We start from the raw sequence: 17,717 nt of genomic DNA on the forward strand, positions 1-17,717 counted from the left end.
AACTCAGGAGGAGAAACCATGCAGTATTCGGAAATGACGGCCAAGATGGCCGACGGTGACGGCTTTATCGCCGCACTCGACCAGAGCGGCGGTTCGACGCCCAAGGCTCTCAAGGGCTACGGTATCGAGGAGGATGCCTGGTCGACCGAGGAGGAGATGTTCGGTCTCATCCACGAGATGCGCGCGCGCATCATTTCGTCGTCGGTGTTCTCGGGGGAGAAGGTCATCGGCGCGATCCTGTTCGAACGCACCATGGACGGCACCGTCGATGGCGTGCCCACCGCGCAGGCGCTGATCGCCAAGGGCGTGGTCCCCTTCATCAAGATCGACAAGGGCCTTGAGGATGAAGCCAACGGCGTCCAGCTGATGAAGCCGATGCCGACGCTGGACGAACTGCTTGCGCGCTCGAAGGCGCTGGGCGTCTACGGCACCAAGGAGCGCTCGGTCATCAACTCGGCCAATGCCGAGGGCATCGCCGCCGTCGTCAAGCAGCAGTTCGAGATCGGTGCACAGGTGCTCTCGCACGGCATGATGCCGATCATCGAGCCCGAAGTGAACATCAAGAGCGAGACCCGCGCCGAGTGTGATGCGATCCTGCTCGCCGAAATCCTCAAGAATCTCGACGCGCTGCCCGAGGGCCAGCAGGTCATGCTCAAGCTCTCGCTGCCGATCGTGCCGGGCACGTTTGATCCGCTGATCGATCACCCCAAGGTGCTGCGCGTGGTGGCCCTGTCGGGCGGTTACTCGCGCGCCGACGCCTGCGTCGAACTGGCGAAGAACAAGGGCATCATCGCCAGCTTCAGCCGCGCGCTGCTTTCGGACCTGCGTTCGCAGATGAGCGACGCGGAATTCGACGCGGCGCTGGGCGAGGCGATCGACGCGATCTACCTCGGTTCGACGCAGAAGGCCGAGGCTGCCGCGGCGGCCTGATCCTTCGGGACCGGACAGGAAGAGGCGGCGCTCGAAAGGGCGCCGCCTTTTTCGTGGGCTCAGTAGCCGCCCATGAAGCGGAAGCCGAAGCGATACGCCGACTGTGCGACGGTGCCGTGGTTGTCACCGCCCGCGACCTTGTCGGGCTGGACCTCGACCAGTTCGAGCGTGCCGTCGGCGACCGTCACCGGCTTGCCCGAGGTCACCTCGACTTCGCCACCGCGCCCGCTGTCGATGCGTACGCGCAGGCGGACCTGCCCGCCCCAGACGCAGCGCGCATTCATCGGGCACCGGCTGTCCTCCAGCACCGCCAGCGGGGTGATGCGCGGGCCGCCTACGGTTACCGTCTGGCCGAGCGCGGCGTAAGTCAGCGAGGGCTCGGGAGTCGCGACCGGCAGTTCCGACGGCGGGGGATAGCTCTGGGCGGGAGTATAGGGCGGCGTAACTGCCGGGCCGGGATAGCTCGCGGCCGGAGGGGCTGACGGCGGCGGCGCTGCGGGAGGCGGAGGAGCGCTCGCCTGCGGATAGGCCGGTGGATATGGTTGCATCCGGGCCGGATCGGCCGGGGGTATGACGGTGCAGCCGGCAAGGGCGGCTCCGGTCAGGGCGAGCGCTATCGGTATCCTCATGGCGCGCCATGCAACACCCGGGCGCCTGAACGGTTCCCGAACGCCGCGTGTTCGGAACGCTTGGCGTTGAGGCGCGGCGCGGCTAGAGCACCCGCATGAAAGACGAAGCCGACATTCCGCGCGCACCCACGCAGCTCTATCTGATCTCGCCGCTCGACGTCGGCGGGGCCTTCCCCGACCGTCTGGCCCGCGCTCTGGACGCAGGCGAAGTCGCGGCCTTCCAGTTCCGCGTCAAGGACGTGGACCAGCATGAGGCCGCGCGTCTGGCCGAGCCGCTGCAGAAGATTTGCGGGGATCGCGACGTGGCGTTCATCGTCAACGATTCGATCGGCCTCGCCAAGCGCCTCGGCGCGGACGGCGTGCATCTCGGGCAGGAGGACGGCAGCGTCGAGGAGGCACGTCAGGCGCTCGGCCGCGATGCGCAGATTGGCGTGACCTGTAATGCCAGCCGTCACCTCGCCATGGAAGCGGGCGAGAACGGCGCCGACTACGTGGCGTTCGGTGCGTTCTTCCCCACCACGACGAAGGTGACCAAGCATATCGCTGGTCTCGACGTGTTGGAATGGTGGCAGTCGATCTTCGAGATTCCGTGCGTCGCCATCGGTGGGATTACTCCGGAAAACTGCGGTGACCTCGTGCGGGCGGGCGCGGACTTTCTTGCGTTTTCGGGCGCAGTCTGGAACGGCGACGAGGAAGCGGCGGTCCGCGCGTTTCACGAAGCACTGGCGGCGGTGCAGGGCTGAGCGCATGAACCCACCCCCAACCCCTCCCGCAAGCGGGAGGGGAGCGAGACTTGCTGAGCCTTAGGCGAAGCTAGTCGCAGCGGGGTGGGCCTTGGTGCGGCCAGAGCGTCAGAAATCGATCTTCGCGATCACCTCTTCCCCGAACTTCTGCGCCTGTTCGAGATATTCCGCGCGGGTCTCAGTGTAGATCGTCGCGCCGGAACCATCGACGCCGAGCGACTTGAGGTTGGCGAAATGGTCCAGCGCCTCCTGCGCGTTCCAGCCCGCTTTCACCGAATAAGTCGAGGATGCGATGACCTTGGGCGGAGTCTCGCGGCCGACTTTCTCGCAATGCGCCGCCATGTAGGCGATGGCTTCCAGGATGTCCTCGTCGCCTTCGAGATTGGCGGTGCGGGCGGTATCGGTGATCGCCTTGGGTACGAAGAACGGGTGCCAGGCATCGCCCAGCTCCACTGCGCGGCGAAGGGCGCGCTTCGAGTTGCCGCCGACCAGCAGCGGCGGATGCGGGGTTTGCGCCGGGGTCGGCAGCACACGGTTGCCGAGCGCGGTGAAGCCATTGCCCTCGAAGGTGAAGTCCTCGCCGGTCCAGGCGAGCTTCATAGCCTTCATATATTCGTCCATGATGTCGTTGCGGCTGTCGAAATCGACGCCGAGTGCCTTGTACTCCGCCTTCATGTACCCCGCGCCCAGGCCGAAGATCACGCGCCCGCCGGTGAAATGGTCTAGGCTCGATACGGCGCGCGCGGTGATGAACGGGTTGCGATAGGGCAGGACCAGGATGTTGGTCTGCAGCCGCAGCGTGGTCGTGGCGGCGCCCAGCATCGAAAGCATGACGAAGGGGTCCTGCGCATAATGCCCGCCATTGTCGAGCCAGCGCGAAGAGGGCACCGGATGGTCAGTGACGGTGCCCGCGTAAAAGCCCGCAGCCTCGACCGCCTTCGCGATCTGGTGCAGCGCTTCCATGGTGCCCCATTCCTGCGGCTTGTCGATGTGGTCGAAGGGCAGGCTGGTGCTGAGGGTGAAGGTCATCGCTCTCTCGTTTCTGGCTATTCGGTGACTTCAGGCGGCAGGATCCAGACCTCGTTACGGTCGCGCGCCCATCCGCCCGAGGCCCACGAGCCTCCGTCTACCGGGATCACGGTGCCGGTCACGTAGCTGGCCATCGGGGAGGCGAGGAACACCGCCACGCGGCCGCATTCCTCGTCGATCCCGGGGCGGCCCGCAGGAATGCGCTTGCGGGCGCTTTCGACTTGCGCGGGGCTGGGCTGGAACCACGCCGCCTCGTCCACCGGGCCGGTGAACTGGCCGCGCGTGCCGGGCGTCACCGTGTAGTCGGGCGCGATGGTGTTCACGCGGATGCCGTGCTCGGCGAATTCGAGCGCGAGGGTGCGGGTGAGGTTGTTGATCCCAGCCTTGCACGCGGCATAGACGGCATAGCCCGGTGCTGCGCGGCTAGCTTCGATACTGGTGACGTTGACGATCGCGCCGCCGCGCCCGCCTGCGATCATCACCGGCACTGCCGCCTGTGTCGCGGCGAGATTGCTGACCAGGTTGAGGTCGATGTGCCGCCGCCAGTTCTTCTCAGTGAGGTCGAGGAATCCGCGCCGGGTCACGCCGCCCGCGTTGTTCACCAGCACGTCGAGCCGTCCGAAAGTGTCCGCCGTGCGCGCGATCGCGCCTTGCAGGGCCTCGACGTCCATGACGTTGCCGGGGATGCACAGCGCCTTGCGGCCACGCGCCTCGATCATCGCGGTGACTTGCGCGCAGCGTTCCGGGATCGCCTCTATGATCGCCACGTCGGCGCCCATGTCGGCCATGCACAGCGCGATGGAGCGGCCGATGCCGCCGCCGCCGCCAGTCACGAAGGCCACTTGCCCGGTCAGGTCGATGTCGCTTGCCTGCACTCGCCTCTCCGCTTTACGGGGCCGTGTGCGGCCTCTGGTCAGTTCGCCAAAGCGAACAGGTGTTCAGCATCGGCCAGGTCGGCGGGCTCGTCTATATCTTTCGCGAGACCCGACGTCGTGATCGTCACGGCGTTCAGGCCCAGCGTTTCCGCAGCCGCGCGGTGAAGTTCGGCACTGCCGGTGCCGTACTGGAAGCGAAAGCCTGCCGCTTTGGGCAAGGGCAGCGAGAGCGCATTGGTGCCGGTGCCGTGGCGATCGGTGGCGATGCCGAGGGTGCAGGCGGGCAGGGCGGCAAGCTGGCGCAGGTCCTGTGCATCAAGGCGCGGCAGGTCTCCCGCGACGACGATCAGTCGATCGGGCGGAGCACCTCGCGACAGGATTGCCAGCGCGTTTTCCAGCGCCGCGTTGAGTCCGTCACCATCGTCGAAGATGAAGGGCAACGCGCCGCGTGGTGGTCCCAGGAGGATCGTACGGTCCACCGCGCCCGCTGCCGCCTCGATCACGCGCGACAGCATCGCTTCGACCAGCCTGTCACGCTCATGAGGGGGCAGCGCGGGGGCGAGGCGGGTCTTGCCGCGTCCTCGTGCCTTGACCGGGATGAGCGCCCAGACGGTCATGGGATCGCGGGCGCTTCGGCCAGATTGGTGAAGCGGATACCCGCGCCGTCGGCCTTGTAGGTCTTGTTCATGTAGATGAGGATCGAGGTCAGCGCTTCCGCCGCCGCCGAGTTGGCGAGCGCTCCACCCGACAGACCGCGCAGGCCCATGCCGGGGCACAAGTCCACCACCGTCTGTCGGGCCGCGACATCGTCAGAGAAGACCAGCACGTCGCAGTCGATCGCATGGTCGGAATCGAGGTGATGGGCCGAGACGTTGTGGAAGGCGGTGACCAGCCGTGCCTCGGGGCCGAGATGCGCGCGCGCCTGCGCGGCGGCGCTGCCTTCGACGGGAAGCTGGACGCGCATGACCTTGGGCGGGACGAGGGGTACGGTCGTATCCACGACCACCGCATCGCCGATCCGGTCGCGGATCTGCGCCAGCGTATCGCCCTGCGAGGCGTGGGGCACGGTTACGATCACCACGTCCTTGCCTTCCGCCGCATCGGCGTTGGCGGCATAGCCCGCAGCGCCGAGTTCCCCGGCGGTCGCCTGGGCCTTCTCGGCGGAGCGCGAGCCGATCGTCACCGCGTGCCCCGCCGCGACGAGCCTGCGTGCGATGCCTTTTCCGAGTGCCCCGGTGCCGCCGATGATCGCGATACTTGCCATGCCTGTTATCTCTCCCGCGAAGTTTCGCGTCTTTGGATTGTCGTTGTCGGGGGCGGACCTAAGGTGTCGTTCGGGAGAACAGGATGAACGCTCTTCGAGAACTTACAGTACGACCGCTTGCCGGATTGCCCATGTTCGCCGCGGGGCAGTCTATTGCGCAAGCGATTTGCACCGCGCTCGCGGCCGAGGGTGACGGCTTACGCGATGGCGATATCTGCGTGGTTGCGCAGAAGATCGTCTCCAAGATCGAAGGGCGTTCAATCGACCTTGCGGCGCTGACGCCGGGAGAGGAGGCGCGGGCTCTAGCGGAGCGGACCGGGCGCGATCCTGCCATGGCGCAGGCGATCCTGGACGAGAGCGCCGAGATCATGCGCCCGCACCCCGCCGCGATCATCGCCCGGCATCGCACCGGCCATGTGCTTGCCAATGCCGGGATCGACGCCAGCAATGTCTCCGGCGGAGATGCGGGCACGGTGCTGCTCTGGCCGTGCGAGCCCGATGCGTCTGCGCGGCGCTTGCGCGCGGAACTGGCCGAGGCCAGCGGCGTGCGGGTGGCGGTGGTGATCGCCGACTCCATGGGCCGCGCATGGCGCATCGGCACGGTGGGCACCGCGATCGGCTGCGCGGGGCTTGCCGTGCTGGAGGACCGCCGAGGGCGCGGCGTCGATCTCTACGGCCGCACGCTGCAGGCGACGGTGATTGCGGTGGCGGACTCGATCGCAGCTATGGCGACGTTGGTCATGGGCGAGGGGGACGAAGGCACGCCGGTCGCCGTCGTGCGGGGCGCAGGCCGCTGGACCTGCGAGGATGACGGACCGGGTGCGGTGAGCGGCCTGCGTCCAGTGGAACAGGACATGTTTCGATGACGGGCAAGCACGTACTCGCTCTCAGCGGCGGTGTCGGCGGGGCTAAGCTGGCGGCGGGGCTGGCGGCAGTGCTCGCGCCGGAAGACCTCACCATCGTGGTCAATACCGGGGACGACTTCGAGCACCTTGGCCTGACGATCTGCCCGGACATCGATTCGGTGACTTACGCACTCGCGGGGCTCAACGACACGGTGCGCGGCTGGGGCGTGAAGGACGAGACATGGCAGGCCATGGCCATGCTGCGCGCGCTGGGCGAGGCGGACTGGTTCAACCTCGGCGATCGCGACATGGGGATGCACATTGCCCGGTCCTGGCGGCTGCGCGCGGGCGATACCTTGTCGCAGGTGACCACGCGGCTGACGCGCGAACTCGGTATCGCGCACGCGATAGTTCCCATGAGCGATGCCCCCGTGCGCACCCAGGTCGGCACCGCGCAGGGGTGGCTGGACTTCCAGCGCTATTTCGTCGCCGAGCAGTGCCGGCCGGTGGCCACCGGGGTGCGGTTCGACGGCGTTCCCGGTGCTGCGCCATCGCCCGCATTCGCCGAGGCACTGGCCCGCGACGACCTTGCCGCCATCGTCATTTGCCCCTCGAATCCGTACCTCAGCGTCGATCCGATCCTCAGTCTCGACGGTGTGCGCGAGGCACTAGTGCGGCGGCGAGTTCCTGTGGTGGCGGTATCGCCGCTGGTCGGCGGCGCGTCGATCAAGGGACCGCTCGGCAAGTTGTTGGGAGAACTGGGCAGGCCCGTTTCCAACGCCTCGATCGCCGATCACTACTCCAATCACCGGGGCGATCTTCTCGACCATCTGGTGATCGACGAGGCCGATGCCGCCGATGCAGGGGGCTTGCGGGAGAGGGGCCTTTCGGTCACCGTTTGCCCAACAGTCATGTGCCACGCCGGTGACCGGGAGAGGCTTGCGCGCGAAGCACTGATCGCAGCCGGTATCGAAACAGGATGACCATGGCACGCGACGACGACGCACTGATAACCCGACTCCTCACCGCGCCGCTGGACGATGTTCTCGCCGAGGCACGGATGCGGCGCGACACCCGCTTCGGAGCGCTGACACCGGCACGGATGACCTATTCGCGCAAGGTCTTCATCCCGCTGACCCGGCTTTGCGCCGACGTATGCCACTACTGCACCTTCGCGACGACGCCCTCCCGGCTGCATGCCCCTTATCTGACCGAGGAAGAGGTGCTGGAGATCGCGCGGGCTGGGCTCGCGGCGGGCTGCAAGGAAGCGCTGTTCACGCTCGGCGATGCGCCGGAGCGGCGTTATGCAGCCGCGCGCGAGTGGCTGGAGGAGCGCGGCTTCACGCGCACCATCGACTACGTGCGCCACTGTGCGCAGCGGGTTCTGGAAGAGACGGGCCTGCTTCCGCATATCAATGCCGGGGTTCTGGAGGAAGCCGACTGGCGGATGTTGCGCCCGGTCGCGGCATCGGTCGGGCTGATGCTGGAGAGTACGTCCGAGCGCCTGCTCGACAAGGGCATGTGCCATCATGGATCGCCGGACAAGGTCCCCGCGGTTCGTCTCGCGTCGCTGGCGGCGGCAGGGCGGGCGCGGGTGCCGACCACGAGCGGCGTCCTCATCGGCATCGGCGAGACCCCGCGCGAGCGGATCGAGGCGCTGATCGCCCTGCGCGACCTGCACGAAGCGCATGGGCACCTGCAGGAAGTCATCGTCCAGAATTTCTGCCCGAAGCCCGGCACGAAGATGTCCGGCGCTATCGAGGCGAGCGAGGCGGACTTCCTGCGCACCATCGCCGCCGCGCGGATCGTGCTGCCGGACGAAGTCTCGGTGCAGGCACCGCCGAACCTCAATGATGAGCGCCTCGTCGAACTGATCGACGCAGGCATCGACGACTGGGGGGGCATCTCCCCGGTGACGCTCGATCACGTGAACCCCGAGGCGCCCTGGCCCGAAATCGCGCGGCTTGAGGCGGTCTGCGCCCGGGCCGGGCTGCCGCTGGTAGAGCGGTTGACGATCTATCCGCGCTTCGTCGAGGCGGAGGGCTGGCTCGATCCGGCGATCCGGCCCGCCGTGCTGCGGCTTGCCGATGCCGATGGACTGGGGCGCGACAGTCGCTGGAGTCCCGGCATTACGGACCGCGCGCCGGGGACGGTGCACGCGCCGCTTGGCATGCGGTACGACGGCCCGGTGGCGGCGCGGCTGCACCGGATACTCGATCGCGCGGCAGGCGGCTTTGCGCTCGGCGAGGAAGAGATCGCCGCGCTGTTCGCGGCTCGGGGCAGTGCTGCGCAGGCGGTGGTGGAGGCGGCGGACGCCTTGCGGGCCGAGGTGCGCGGCGACGTCGTCACGTACGTCGTCAACCGCAACATCAACTACACCAACATCTGCACGCATGCCTGTTCGTTCTGCGCCTTTTCGAAGACCAGCAGCAAGGCGGGCTATCGTGACAAGCCCTACGACCTCGACCTCGAGGAGATCGCCGGCCGCGCCCGTGAGGCGGTGGCGCGCGGGGCGACCGAAGTTTGCCTGCAGGGCGGCATCCACCCGCGCTACACTGGCGAGACCTACCTCTCGATCCTGCGCGCGGTGAAGGATGCGTGCCCGGACCTGCACGTCCATGCCTTCTCGCCGCTGGAGGTGAGCCAGGGTGCCCGGACGCTGGGGATGCCGGTCTCGGATTACCTGTCCATGCTGCGCGATGCGGGGCTGGGTTCGCTCCCCGGTACGGCGGCGGAAATCCTGTGCGACGATATTCGCGAGAAGATCTGCCCGGACAAGCTGACGACCGCCGAATGGCTCGATGTGGTCGGTTCGGCGCATAGGGTGGGGCTGCCGACGACTTCGACGATAATGTTCGGACACCTCGAAAGTCCGCTGCACTGGGCGCGTCATTTGCTGGCCTTGCGCGAGCTGCAACTCGACACCGGCGGTATCACCGAGTTCGTGCCGCTGCCGCTCGTCCACATGGAGGCGCCGTTCTACCGCAAGGGCCAATGCCGCAAGGGGCCGACCTGGCGTGAGGCGGTGATGATGCATGCGGTCGCCCGGTTGGCGCTGCACGGGGCGATCGATTCGATACAGGTCTCATGGGTCAAGCTGGGCATGGACGGGGCGGCGGCGGTGCTGGCGGCAGGCGCCAACGACCTTGGCGGCGTGCTGATGGACGAGAGTATCAGCCGCGCGGCCGGAGCCTCGCACGGGCAACTGGCTGAGGTTTCCGACATGCGCGCGGCGGCGGAGAGCGTCGGACGCAAGCTGCGGCAGAGGTCGACGCTTTATGGAGATGTGGGAGTGATGGCCTGACCCTTCGACAAGCTCAGGGTGAGCGGGGTTCATAGCGGGATCGTGTTTGACCGAACCATCGTTCGTCATCCCCGCGAAGGCGGGGACCCATCTGATGTTCATGCAGCAGGCACCGTCAGGAGATGGGTTCCCGCCTTCGCGGGAATGACGACGAGAGAGGTGAAGGCGATCATGAACTCCGATCCCGCTCAGGCTGAGCTTGTCGAAGCCCCGGCGTTACAACGCCAGCCCGGTTCTCACATCGCCCGGATATGCTGCCACATCGGCTCGGGCATCCAGGTATATTCGATGTAGTGCCCGAAGACCTTGCGCGCATCAAGGTACAGGAATTTCAGTCCTCCCTCCGGCTCGCCCGACAAGTCGCGCTCCATCGCGATCGGGAATTCCTGCGCGTCCACCCGGGAGCGGAAGTCGGCCCAGTCGGGCACCCGGAAGCAGATGTGATGGAAGCGCAAGGGGCCGCCATTCGACAGGCAGTTGGCAAAGATGCCGACCTCGTCGATCTCGCTCTCGATCAGTTCATATTGCAGGTCGCCGATCCAGATGAAGCAGATGCGGCTTTTCTGGCGCTTCGGCCCCGATGGCGTCAGCACGATCTGGTCGACCGGGATGATAGTCGGTTCCTTCGCCATCCCGCGGCCCCTGAAAAGGTCGATCCCTGCTTCGATGTCGTCACAGACATAGGCGTTCTGGTAGTGCAGTCCTTCCAGCACGATCAGCCCTCCCGCGCGACGTCGTAGCGGGAGAGGTAGCGCTCGAACAGCGGCTCGAGCGCCTCCTTGCTCAGCCCGTATTGCGCCAGCTTGTATTCGTGGCGGCCGAACTTGTCCTGTGGGTTGTCGTCCACCCACTTCTGGACTCCGGCCTCGGCCTCGGCGGTCCATTCGTCGCCCAGCGCCGCGTAGACCTTCTTCGTTGCGGCGACCGGGTCCTCGACGATGTCGGCGTAGTGGACGTCGATGATCCTGTCCTCGCCGTACTTGTCGCGGAAATCCATGATGCGGTTGGCGTGTTCGGCCGCCTGCCAGGGGTAGTCCTCGGCCAGCCACTCCGCATCGATCCGGCCCATGTGCGCCTGATGGCTGAGCGAGATCACCGAGCACAGCGACCCCGTCGCGGTGAAGGGATCGCGGTGGGTCCAGATCACGCGGGCGTCGGGATAGACCTTGAAGATCGTCTCCAGCCACAGCGAGTGGCTGGGCTTCTTGACGTTCCAGACGCCGGTGGTGTGCTGCTGGAGCACCTGCAGGAACTTCTTGTGGTACTCGTAGGCGCTGGTCATGTTGCACGAGAAGATGAAGTCCTTGTAGAGCGGCAGCTTGCCCTTGGACTCGATCATCAGCGTCTTGAAATCGTGCGCCATGAAGAACACGCATTCGTTGGGGTAGACCGCCGAGCCGCGATAGTACTTGCCCATGGCGGGGTTGGCTTCGAGCGCGGCCTTCTCCTGCGCGAGCCGGGTGGTCGCGCGCGGGTCGGTCGTCAGCAGGGCGTTCGAGGTGACCGGCGGCACCGGATCGTCGATCTCCCAGGTCAGCGGCGAACGGCGCGCCGGGTCGGCGGCCAGCAGGTTCGACATCAGCGTGGTGCCGGTGCGCGGCACGCCCATGACGAAGACCGGGCGCTCTACAGGGCGCTGCAGCAGTTCCGGATTCTCGCGCAGGTATTGCGAGACCTTGAGGCGGCCGCGTAGGTAATGCAGCGTGTCGTTCCGGGCGCGGGCGATGCCGCCTTCGCTCATCCAGCCCTTGGCGATGCCTTCGTTGAACGACCGGGTGAAGACGTCGAAGCCCTCGCGCCAGCTGTCGTTGTCGAAGCTGTCGATCCCGGTTTCCTTCATCGCCTGCTCGACGAGGGCATAGCCCAGATGGTGCTCAGTGGTGGTGGCGGTGGTGGCCATGGTGTGGTTGTCCTCTTCCCGGCGGCCGATCGGTCGGCCTTTCATGGGCACGAGATAACCTGTCGATGCCCCGCCGTGGCAACGCGGATGACCCGTCAAAACCAGACCTTCTGTCGAATTCGGGTCAAGACCCGACAGGCTCGGTGAGGACGCGCCCCTGCCTCTGGCGGAAGGTGCTGGGGCTGGCTCCCACGGCGCGGCGGAAGGCGAAGGTGAAGCTGGAGGGAGAGGAGAACCCCATGGTGAAAGCGATGGTCTTCACGCTCTCGCCCTCCATCAGCAGGCGCTTGGCGGCCTCCATGCGGCGCTGCTCGATGTAGTCGCCGATCGAGCAGGCGCGGCTGACACGAAACCCCCGCGTGAGTTGGCGCACCGACAGCACACACAGCTTCGCCAGGTCCTCCAGCGACGGCGCGGCAAGGTCGTCGGCAAGGCGCTCGTCGATCAGCCGCAGCCGCCAGCCGGAGAGACCGCCGGTGACGGGCCGCTCGGTCACCTCAAGGCAATGGCGTCCCAGTTCGATCGCCAGTTCGCTACCGAGGAAGCCCAGCATCCGCTGCGCAGCGAGGCCGGGGTGCCGCACTTCGGCGGTGATGCGGAACAGCAGCGCGCGGATCTGCGCACTGCCGATGTCCAGCGCGGCGGCAAGGTGCGGATCGTCCCAGGTCAGGCGATGGCCGACGAGGTCGTGCACCAGTCCCGAGTCGATGGTGCAGGTCAGCGATGCCTGCCGCCCCGTGCCGCCCTTGATGTGGAGTTCCTCGCCCGGCGGCAGCACGAAGATGTCGCCCAGCCGTTCCAGTCGGTGCGGTCCCCATCGCTTGCGATAGCCGCCGCGCGATTGCAGCGGACGGGGGGTGAGGCACATGTTGACGTGGTAGTCCCGGCCGACCGCATGGACGGTGTCGGTCGGGTCGGGAATGTCGAAGCGCACGATCTGCGCGGTCACGCCGCGCGTTTCCAGTTGCGCGTCGATGCTCATCTTCGAACGATGCGCCTCGGGCATGCTCATCTCCATCAGCGTCATCTTCGACAGGTCGGCCGCAATGTGTCCCGGACGCCACGTTAGGGCCGGAATTCTATGCCTGCCGCGCTTGCCGGGCAATCCTCTCGCGAGGAACATCGCGCCGGTGAACACGCCGCGATGACGGCACGGTTTGGGACAGAGGAAGACAAGGATGGCGAAAAGCCTGTTCGACTGCGCGGGCAAGGTGACGGTGGTGACCGGCGGCAACGGCGGCATCGGCTTCGGCTTCGCGATGGGCGTAGCGAAGATGGGTGGCGACCTCGCGATCTGGGCGCGCAACGCCGAGAAGAGCGCGAAGGCCAAGGCCGAACTCGAAGCGGCCGGTGCGGGGAAAGTCGTCGCCTATCAGGTCGATGTTTCGGAAGAGGCGAACATCGCCCAGGGTTATGAGGCGGTCATGGCCGACTTCGGGCGCGTGGACTGCGTCTTCGCGAATTCCGGGGCTTCGCCGCGCTACAACTCGGTCTTCGAGATGCCGACCGATCACTGGTACGACTTCCAGAAGACCGCGCTGCACGGCGCCTTCTTCACTCTGCGCGAAGGCGCGAGGCTGATGAAGGAGCGGGTCGAGGCGGGGGACGAATCGGGCGGCAGCCTTGTCGCCTGCGGCTCGCTCTCGCTGTTCCAGGGCCTTGCGGGGAAGATGGAGTATGCGTCTTCCAAGGCGGCGGTGGCGGCGGCGATCCGCTGCCTTGCCATCGAACTGGCCCCGCTCGGCATTCGCGCCAACGTGGTCGCGCCGGGCCTCGTCATCACGCCGATGATGGGTGAGGGCGCCCGCGCCGACGCGGTGGCACAGCACTTCGCCCCGACGATACCGATGAAGCGCACCGGCTTTCCAGCCGACTTCGAGGGCATCGGTGCCTACCTGTGCTCGGACGCCAGCAGCTTCATGACCGGTGAGACGATCACCATCGACGGCGGATACATGGTCCGGCCGTAAACGCGGCGGATCGGCAAGGAGAGAGGCGTATGGAACTGCTCAGGATCCACGGCACGGGCGATGTCAGGCTCGACCCCTATGAACGTCCCGCGACGGGGCCGCTCGACGTGGTGGTGAAGATGAAGTCGGTGGGCATCTGCGGCTCCGACCTTTCGTACATCAAGATCGGCGGCATTCCGACGCCGGGCACGCTGACGGCGCTGGGCCACGAAGGCGCGGGCGAGGTGATCGAGGTCGGCGCGGGGGTCGAGGGCATCGCGGTCGGTGATCCGGTGGTCGTCAATCCGATGATGACGCCGGGCAACATCGGCTCCGGCGGCCCGGAAGGGGCCTTCACACAGGAATTGCTGGTGCGCGAGGCGCGGCTGGGAGAATCGATCCTGCCGATCCCCGACGGCATCGACTACGACGTCGCCGCCATGTGCGAGCCGCTTGCGGTTGCCATGCACGGGGTCAATCGGGCCGAGGTGAAGCCCGGCGACAAGGTCGTGGTGTTCGGCTGCGGGCCGATAGGGCTCGGCATGCTGCTGTGGCTGATCGATCGCGGGGTGACCGACGTGGTGGCGCTCGACCTTTCCGAGGAGCGCCTGGAACGCGCCCGGGCGCTCGGCGTGCGGGCCGCGCTCAACCCGGCCGAGGTGGACTTGCGCGCGGAACTGGCGCGCCTTCATGGCGAAGTACCGAGCTATGGGCGCGTGGGCGTCGGCACCGATGCGTACATAGACGCGGCAGGGGCGCCGAACATCCTGACGCAAGTGATCATGATGGCGAAGTTCCACGCGCGCCTCGTCATCACCGCCGCCTACATGAAGCCTTTGGAGTTCCCGGCCGGTCGCATGCTGACCAGCGAGATGACCATTACCACCGCCGTCGGCTACCCCACCGAAATGCCCGAGGTGATCGCGGCCATGCCGCGCCTCAAGGACAAGATCGCCGCGATGATCAGCCACAAGCTGCCGTTCCGCGACGTCATGAAGGGCCTTGAGATCGCCGCGAGCCCGCAGTCCGCCAAAGTCATGATCAGCTTCGAGGAGGTCTGAAATGAGCGACGTAAAGGATGCAGGACCCAAGCTGGCCGGACTGGTGCGCGCAGGCGACGAGCAGGCCGAGGCGATCCGGGTGACCGACTTCATCTTCCAGGCGAACGACATCTCAAACGCCTACCTCGTCACCACCGCCGAGGGCGACGTGATGGTCAACACCGGCTTCATGGACAATGCCGAGCGCACGAAGCGCCTGCTGGCGCCGCATCGGACCGGGCCGCTCGCCTTCGTGATCCTCACGCAGAGCCATGCGGACCACTACGGCGGCTTGCCGGAATTCCTCGAAGACGGCACGCAAGTGATTGGCGGCCCCGGCTTCAACGAGGCTTTGGCCGACATGAACGGCCTGCAGGCCTTCTTCGGGCCGAGAAGCCGCAAGCTCTGGGGCTCGACGCTCAAGCGCGGTTCGACACCGAAGCCGCCGCCGAACGTCGTGCCGGACATTCTCGTCGATCGCCGCCTGACGCTGGAACTCGGCGGGCGCACCTTCGAGCTGATCTCCACGCCTGAGGGCGAGACGGTGGACAGCCTCACCGTCTGGCTGCCGAAGGAGAAAATCGCCTTTACCGGCAATGTCTTCGGGCCGGTGTGGCTGTCGATGCCGTTCCTCAATACCCTGCGCGGCGACAAGCCGCGGCTGGTGCGCAATTACCTCAAGTCGCTGGAAACCATCCGCGATCTCGGCGCGGAAATCGTGATCACCGGCCACGGCGAGGCGATCGTCGGCAAGGATCGCATCCGCGCCGACCTCGACAAGTTGCACGCTGCGGTTTCCTATGTACGCGACTATACGCTGGAGGGCATGAAGGCGGGCAAGGACGTCCACACTCTGATGCGTGAATTCGCCTGGCCCGAGGGGCTGGAGATTGGCGAATTTCACGGCAAGGCGAGCTGGGCGGTCAAGTCGATCTGGCGCGAGTATTCGGGCTGGCTGCACTATGAGGACGGCACCACCGCGCTCTACGGCGTGCCGCGCAGCAGCATCGATGCGGACCTTGTCGAACTGGCGGGCGGGGCGGGAAACCTTGCCCGGCGCGCGCAGGAAAAGCTGGACGGCGGCGCGGCGCTGGAGGCCGTGCACCTCACCGACATAGCCCTCGGCGCGGAACCGACCAACGCCGAGGCCATCGCCGTCCGCAAGGCCGCGCATGAAGTCCTGCTGGCCGAGAGCGGCGGACGCAATCTGTCGGAAACGATGTGGCTGCGCTCCGAACTCGCCGAGATGGAAGCGAAGCTGTAGGAATATTCCACTCTCATCTCGTCATTGCGAGCGAAGCGAAGCAATCCAGGGCGGTGTCAGACTGCTCTGGATTGCTTCGCTTCGCTCGCAATGACGAATTATGAGCGGGTGCTAATGGTCAGTGCCCGGACTTCTCAATCGTCGATCCTGACCATTCCGCCCAGAACCGGTCCGCCCGCGACGGCGATGGCTTCGCCGGTGATGTAGCTCGCCGCATCACTGACCAGGAAGCCGACCAGTTGCGCCACGTCCTCGGGCTGGCCGTAGCGGCGCAGCGGAAATACATGCGCGGCGCTGTCCGCGTCGAAGCCGGCCTTCTCCCACCCGGCGCGGGCCTTCTCGGTCGCGGTCATGCCGGGGGCGACGGCGTTGACGCGCACACCTGTTGGCCCCCACTCGGCAGCCGCGACGCGGGTGAACATTTGGACGCCCGCCTTGGCCGCCGAATAGGCCGCCACGCCCTGCGTTCCGTGCATCCCGGCGACTGAGGACACGTTGACGATGCAGCCCTTCACCTTGCGCAAATGCGCAAACGCCGCCTGCGAGGCATACATCGCCGAATTGAGATTGAGCGCGATGTCGCGGTCCCATTTGGCCGGGTCCATCTTCGCAATGCCGACGTGCCCATGGGCTCCGCCCGCATTGTTGACGAGGATGTCGAGCCGCCCGAAATGCACTGCTGCCGTCTCGACCATGGCCTGTACGGGCGCCAGTTCGCGCACGTCGGCCTCTACCGCCAGACCCCTGCGGCCGAGCGCTTCGATCTCCGCCACCACCGTGTCGAGCGGCGCGCGCTTGCGACCCGCCACTGCAATGTCCGCGCCGCGCCGGGCCAGCAGCAGCGCGATGGCCCGGCCGATGCCGGTGCCGCCGCCGGTCACCAGCGCCACGCGGCCGGTCAGGTCGAATTCCTCGAACATCTCTTCTCCTCTCCCTCGGGCGGTATCGCCAGCGTCGCCGCGATATTCGGGACGCTTCGGCCTTCCGGCTCTTGGCAAGCACCGCCGCACCTTATTCACTCGGGTCGGATGGCATGCGGGCATCGCCGGGATGATCGGCGGATACGGGCAGTGCCAAGGGACTCGCAGATAAAGATAGTAAATACTATCTAATGCGCATGCAACATGGGAGCGGGATGAAATGAGCGAACACGATCTACTCGACCTTGGTGGACAAGTGGCGGTGGTCACCGGCGCCGGGCAGAACGCGGGACGCGGGATCGCGCTGGAACTGGCGCGCCACAATGCGGGCGGCATCGCAGTGAACGATTTCGTGCCCGAACGCGCAGAAGCCGTGGCCGAGGAAATCCGCGCGATGGGCGTGCCTGCGTTGGCGGTGCCGTTCGATGTCGGCGATCTCGATGCGATCCGCGGCGCGGATGCCGCGATCAGGGACAAGCTCGGCGCCGCGACGATCCTGGTCAACAATGCCGGGATGGCCGGGCCGGGAGGCTCGCTGCGTCCGACCCTCAACTTCTGGGAGGAGGAGCCCTCGGCCTGGGACCGCTATCTGCGCACCAACCTCTACGGCGTCTACAATGCCTGCTTTGCGTTCATTCCGAACATGGTGGCGGCGAAGAAGGGCCGCATCGTCACCATAGTTTCGGATTCAGGCCGCGTGGGTGAGCCCAAGCTCGCGGTCTATGCCTCGGCCAAGGCGGGGGCGCAGGGTTTCGTGCGCTCGATCGCCAAGGAACTCGGGCGCTACAACGTGACCAGCAACGCCGTCTCGCTGTCCTCGCTGATGCCGGACATGCCTGCGGAGAAGCTCGCCGAAGTCATGCAGGGCGATCACGCCAAGGCGCAGATGGCCCGCTACACGATCCGCCGCTACGGCAAGTCCGACGATGTCGCCGCGCTCGTGACGTTCCTGTGCTCCGACGCGGCGGAGTGGATCACGGGGCAGACCTATCCGCTCAACGGCGGTTACGCGCCTTCGATGTGAG

18 protein-coding genes are annotated in these 17,717 nt (G+C 66.6%); 9 read left to right on the forward strand and 9 right to left on the reverse strand.

Going from position 1 to position 17,717, the window contains the following annotated elements:
* Positions 1–18: 18 nt before the first annotated feature.
* The gene (locus BES08_RS02670; RefSeq protein ID WP_069707645.1) at positions 19–930 is read left to right on the forward strand and encodes a fructose bisphosphate aldolase; all 912 of its coding nucleotides are present in this window, start codon (positions 19–21) and stop codon (positions 928–930) included.
* A 59-nt stretch (positions 931–989) separates the two neighbouring features.
* On the opposite strand, the gene BES08_RS02675 is transcribed toward BES08_RS02670, so the two are convergent.
* Complete coding sequence (locus BES08_RS02675) at positions 990–1,559, reverse strand: hypothetical protein (protein WP_036522773.1); 570 nt, start codon at positions 1,557–1,559, stop codon at positions 990–992.
* A gap of 95 nt (positions 1,560–1,654) precedes the next feature.
* Between BES08_RS02675 and thiE the strand changes: the two genes are divergently transcribed.
* Entirely contained in the window at positions 1,655–2,302 is a 648-nt protein-coding gene (gene thiE, locus BES08_RS02680) for a thiamine phosphate synthase (protein WP_069707646.1), read from the forward strand.
* 108 nt (positions 2,303–2,410) lie between these two features.
* On the opposite strand, the gene BES08_RS02685 is transcribed toward thiE, so the two are convergent.
* From BES08_RS02685 to npdG, 4 genes are read right to left on the reverse strand one after another with little or no spacing between them, the layout of a single operon-like run.
* Positions 2,411–3,331, reverse strand: coding sequence for a TIGR03619 family F420-dependent LLM class oxidoreductase (locus BES08_RS02685; RefSeq protein ID WP_069707647.1), 921 nt, complete (start codon positions 3,329–3,331; stop codon positions 2,411–2,413).
* Between the two features lie 17 nt (positions 3,332–3,348).
* On the reverse strand, positions 3,349–4,206 hold the full coding sequence (locus BES08_RS02690) for an SDR family NAD(P)-dependent oxidoreductase (protein ID WP_069707648.1): 858 nt from the start codon (positions 4,204–4,206) through the stop codon (positions 3,349–3,351).
* A gap of 38 nt (positions 4,207–4,244) precedes the next feature.
* Entirely contained in the window at positions 4,245–4,823 is a 579-nt protein-coding gene (gene cofC, locus BES08_RS02695) for a 2-phospho-L-lactate guanylyltransferase (RefSeq protein ID WP_069707649.1), read from the reverse strand.
* Positions 4,820–5,470, reverse strand: coding sequence for an NADPH-dependent F420 reductase (gene npdG / locus BES08_RS02700; protein ID WP_069707650.1), 651 nt, complete (start codon positions 5,468–5,470; stop codon positions 4,820–4,822). Before npdG ends, cofC begins: the two co-directional genes overlap by 4 nt.
* Before the next feature lie 83 nt (positions 5,471–5,553).
* On the opposite strand from npdG, the gene cofE reads away from it, so the two are divergent.
* Genes cofE through cofH form a run of 3 tightly spaced genes read left to right on the forward strand, consistent with a single transcriptional unit; the run spans position 5,554 to position 9,619 of the window.
* Complete coding sequence (gene cofE / locus BES08_RS02705) at positions 5,554–6,336, forward strand: coenzyme F420-0:L-glutamate ligase (RefSeq protein WP_069707651.1); 783 nt, start codon at positions 5,554–5,556, stop codon at positions 6,334–6,336.
* A complete protein-coding gene (cofD, locus tag BES08_RS02710; RefSeq protein WP_069707652.1) occupies positions 6,333–7,298 on the forward strand; it encodes a 2-phospho-L-lactate transferase in 966 nt (321 codons plus the stop codon). Before cofE ends, cofD begins: the two co-directional genes overlap by 4 nt.
* A 2-nt stretch (positions 7,299–7,300) precedes the next feature.
* Positions 7,301–9,619, forward strand: coding sequence for a 5-amino-6-(D-ribitylamino)uracil--L-tyrosine 4-hydroxyphenyl transferase CofH (cofH, locus tag BES08_RS02715; protein WP_069707653.1), 2,319 nt, complete (start codon positions 7,301–7,303; stop codon positions 9,617–9,619).
* A 236-nt stretch (positions 9,620–9,855) separates the two neighbouring features.
* Here the strand turns inward: cofH and BES08_RS02720 are convergent, their stop codons facing one another.
* From BES08_RS02720 to BES08_RS02730, 3 genes are all read right to left on the reverse strand, one after another.
* Entirely contained in the window at positions 9,856–10,332 is a 477-nt protein-coding gene (locus BES08_RS02720) for a VOC family protein (RefSeq protein WP_069707654.1), read from the reverse strand.
* A 2-nt stretch (positions 10,333–10,334) separates the two neighbouring features.
* Positions 10,335–11,519, reverse strand: a complete 1,185-nt coding sequence (locus BES08_RS02725; RefSeq protein ID WP_156799906.1) for a sulfotransferase family protein — start codon at positions 11,517–11,519, stop codon at positions 10,335–10,337.
* Positions 11,520–11,643: 124 nt separating this feature from the next.
* A complete protein-coding gene (locus tag BES08_RS02730) occupies positions 11,644–12,525 on the reverse strand; it encodes a helix-turn-helix transcriptional regulator (RefSeq protein WP_069709134.1) in 882 nt (293 codons plus the stop codon).
* Between the two features lie 172 nt (positions 12,526–12,697).
* On the opposite strand from BES08_RS02730, the gene BES08_RS02735 reads away from it, so the two are divergent.
* Genes BES08_RS02735 through BES08_RS02745 form a run of 3 tightly spaced genes read left to right on the forward strand, consistent with a single transcriptional unit; the run spans position 12,698 to position 15,772 of the window.
* Positions 12,698–13,489 carry an SDR family NAD(P)-dependent oxidoreductase gene (locus tag BES08_RS02735; RefSeq protein ID WP_069707655.1) on the forward strand — a complete coding sequence of 264 codons (792 nt, stop codon included), beginning with the start codon at positions 12,698–12,700 and terminating at the stop codon, positions 13,487–13,489.
* 29 nt (positions 13,490–13,518) lie between these two features.
* On the forward strand, positions 13,519–14,529 hold the full coding sequence (locus BES08_RS02740; protein ID WP_069707656.1) for a zinc-dependent alcohol dehydrogenase: 1,011 nt from the start codon (positions 13,519–13,521) through the stop codon (positions 14,527–14,529).
* A 1-nt stretch (position 14,530) separates the two neighbouring features.
* On the forward strand, positions 14,531–15,772 hold the full coding sequence (locus BES08_RS02745; protein WP_069707657.1) for an MBL fold metallo-hydrolase: 1,242 nt from the start codon (positions 14,531–14,533) through the stop codon (positions 15,770–15,772).
* 134 nt (positions 15,773–15,906) lie between these two features.
* Here BES08_RS02745 and BES08_RS02750 read toward each other — a convergent pair whose 3' ends face one another.
* Positions 15,907–16,692, reverse strand: a complete 786-nt coding sequence (locus tag BES08_RS02750; protein WP_069707658.1) for an SDR family NAD(P)-dependent oxidoreductase — start codon at positions 16,690–16,692, stop codon at positions 15,907–15,909.
* Positions 16,693–16,912: 220 nt separating this feature from the next.
* Here BES08_RS02750 and BES08_RS02755 point away from each other — a divergent pair, with 220 nt between their 5' ends.
* Positions 16,913–17,716 (forward strand): SDR family NAD(P)-dependent oxidoreductase, encoded by an 804-nt coding sequence (locus BES08_RS02755; protein WP_008831677.1) that lies wholly within the window; start codon positions 16,913–16,915, stop codon positions 17,714–17,716.
* Position 17,717 lies beyond the last annotated feature (1 nt).

The organism is Novosphingobium resinovorum (genome assembly GCF_001742225.1).
Lineage (GTDB): Bacteria > Pseudomonadota > Alphaproteobacteria > Sphingomonadales > Sphingomonadaceae > Novosphingobium > Novosphingobium resinovorum_A.

Coding starts and splice junctions, on each gene's coding strand:
- cofD (WP_069707652.1), top strand. CDS start 6,333: ATGACGGGCAAGCACGTACTCGCTCTCAGCGGCGGTGTCGGCGGGGCT.
- BES08_RS02730 (WP_069709134.1), bottom strand. CDS start 12,525: ATGCCCGAGGCGCATCGTTCGAAGATGAGCATCGACGCGCAACTGGAA.
- BES08_RS02745 (WP_069707657.1), top strand. CDS start 14,531: ATGAGCGACGTAAAGGATGCAGGACCCAAGCTGGCCGGACTGGTGCGC.
- BES08_RS02740 (WP_069707656.1), top strand. CDS start 13,519: ATGGAACTGCTCAGGATCCACGGCACGGGCGATGTCAGGCTCGACCCC.
- BES08_RS02755 (WP_008831677.1), top strand. CDS start 16,913: ATGAGCGAACACGATCTACTCGACCTTGGTGGACAAGTGGCGGTGGTC.
- cofH (WP_069707653.1), top strand. CDS start 7,301: ATGGCACGCGACGACGACGCACTGATAACCCGACTCCTCACCGCGCCG.
- BES08_RS02685 (WP_069707647.1), bottom strand. CDS start 3,331: ATGACCTTCACCCTCAGCACCAGCCTGCCCTTCGACCACATCGACAAG.
- cofE (WP_069707651.1), top strand. CDS start 5,554: ATGAACGCTCTTCGAGAACTTACAGTACGACCGCTTGCCGGATTGCCC.
- thiE (WP_069707646.1), top strand. CDS start 1,655: ATGAAAGACGAAGCCGACATTCCGCGCGCACCCACGCAGCTCTATCTG.
- cofC (WP_069707649.1), bottom strand. CDS start 4,823: ATGACCGTCTGGGCGCTCATCCCGGTCAAGGCACGAGGACGCGGCAAG.
- BES08_RS02725 (WP_156799906.1), bottom strand. CDS start 11,519: ATGGCCACCACCGCCACCACCACTGAGCACCATCTGGGCTATGCCCTC.
- BES08_RS02735 (WP_069707655.1), top strand. CDS start 12,698: ATGGCGAAAAGCCTGTTCGACTGCGCGGGCAAGGTGACGGTGGTGACC.
- npdG (WP_069707650.1), bottom strand. CDS start 5,470: ATGGCAAGTATCGCGATCATCGGCGGCACCGGGGCACTCGGAAAAGGC.
- BES08_RS02670 (WP_069707645.1), top strand. CDS start 19: ATGCAGTATTCGGAAATGACGGCCAAGATGGCCGACGGTGACGGCTTT.
- BES08_RS02675 (WP_036522773.1), bottom strand. CDS start 1,559: ATGAGGATACCGATAGCGCTCGCCCTGACCGGAGCCGCCCTTGCCGGC.
- BES08_RS02750 (WP_069707658.1), bottom strand. CDS start 16,692: ATGTTCGAGGAATTCGACCTGACCGGCCGCGTGGCGCTGGTGACCGGC.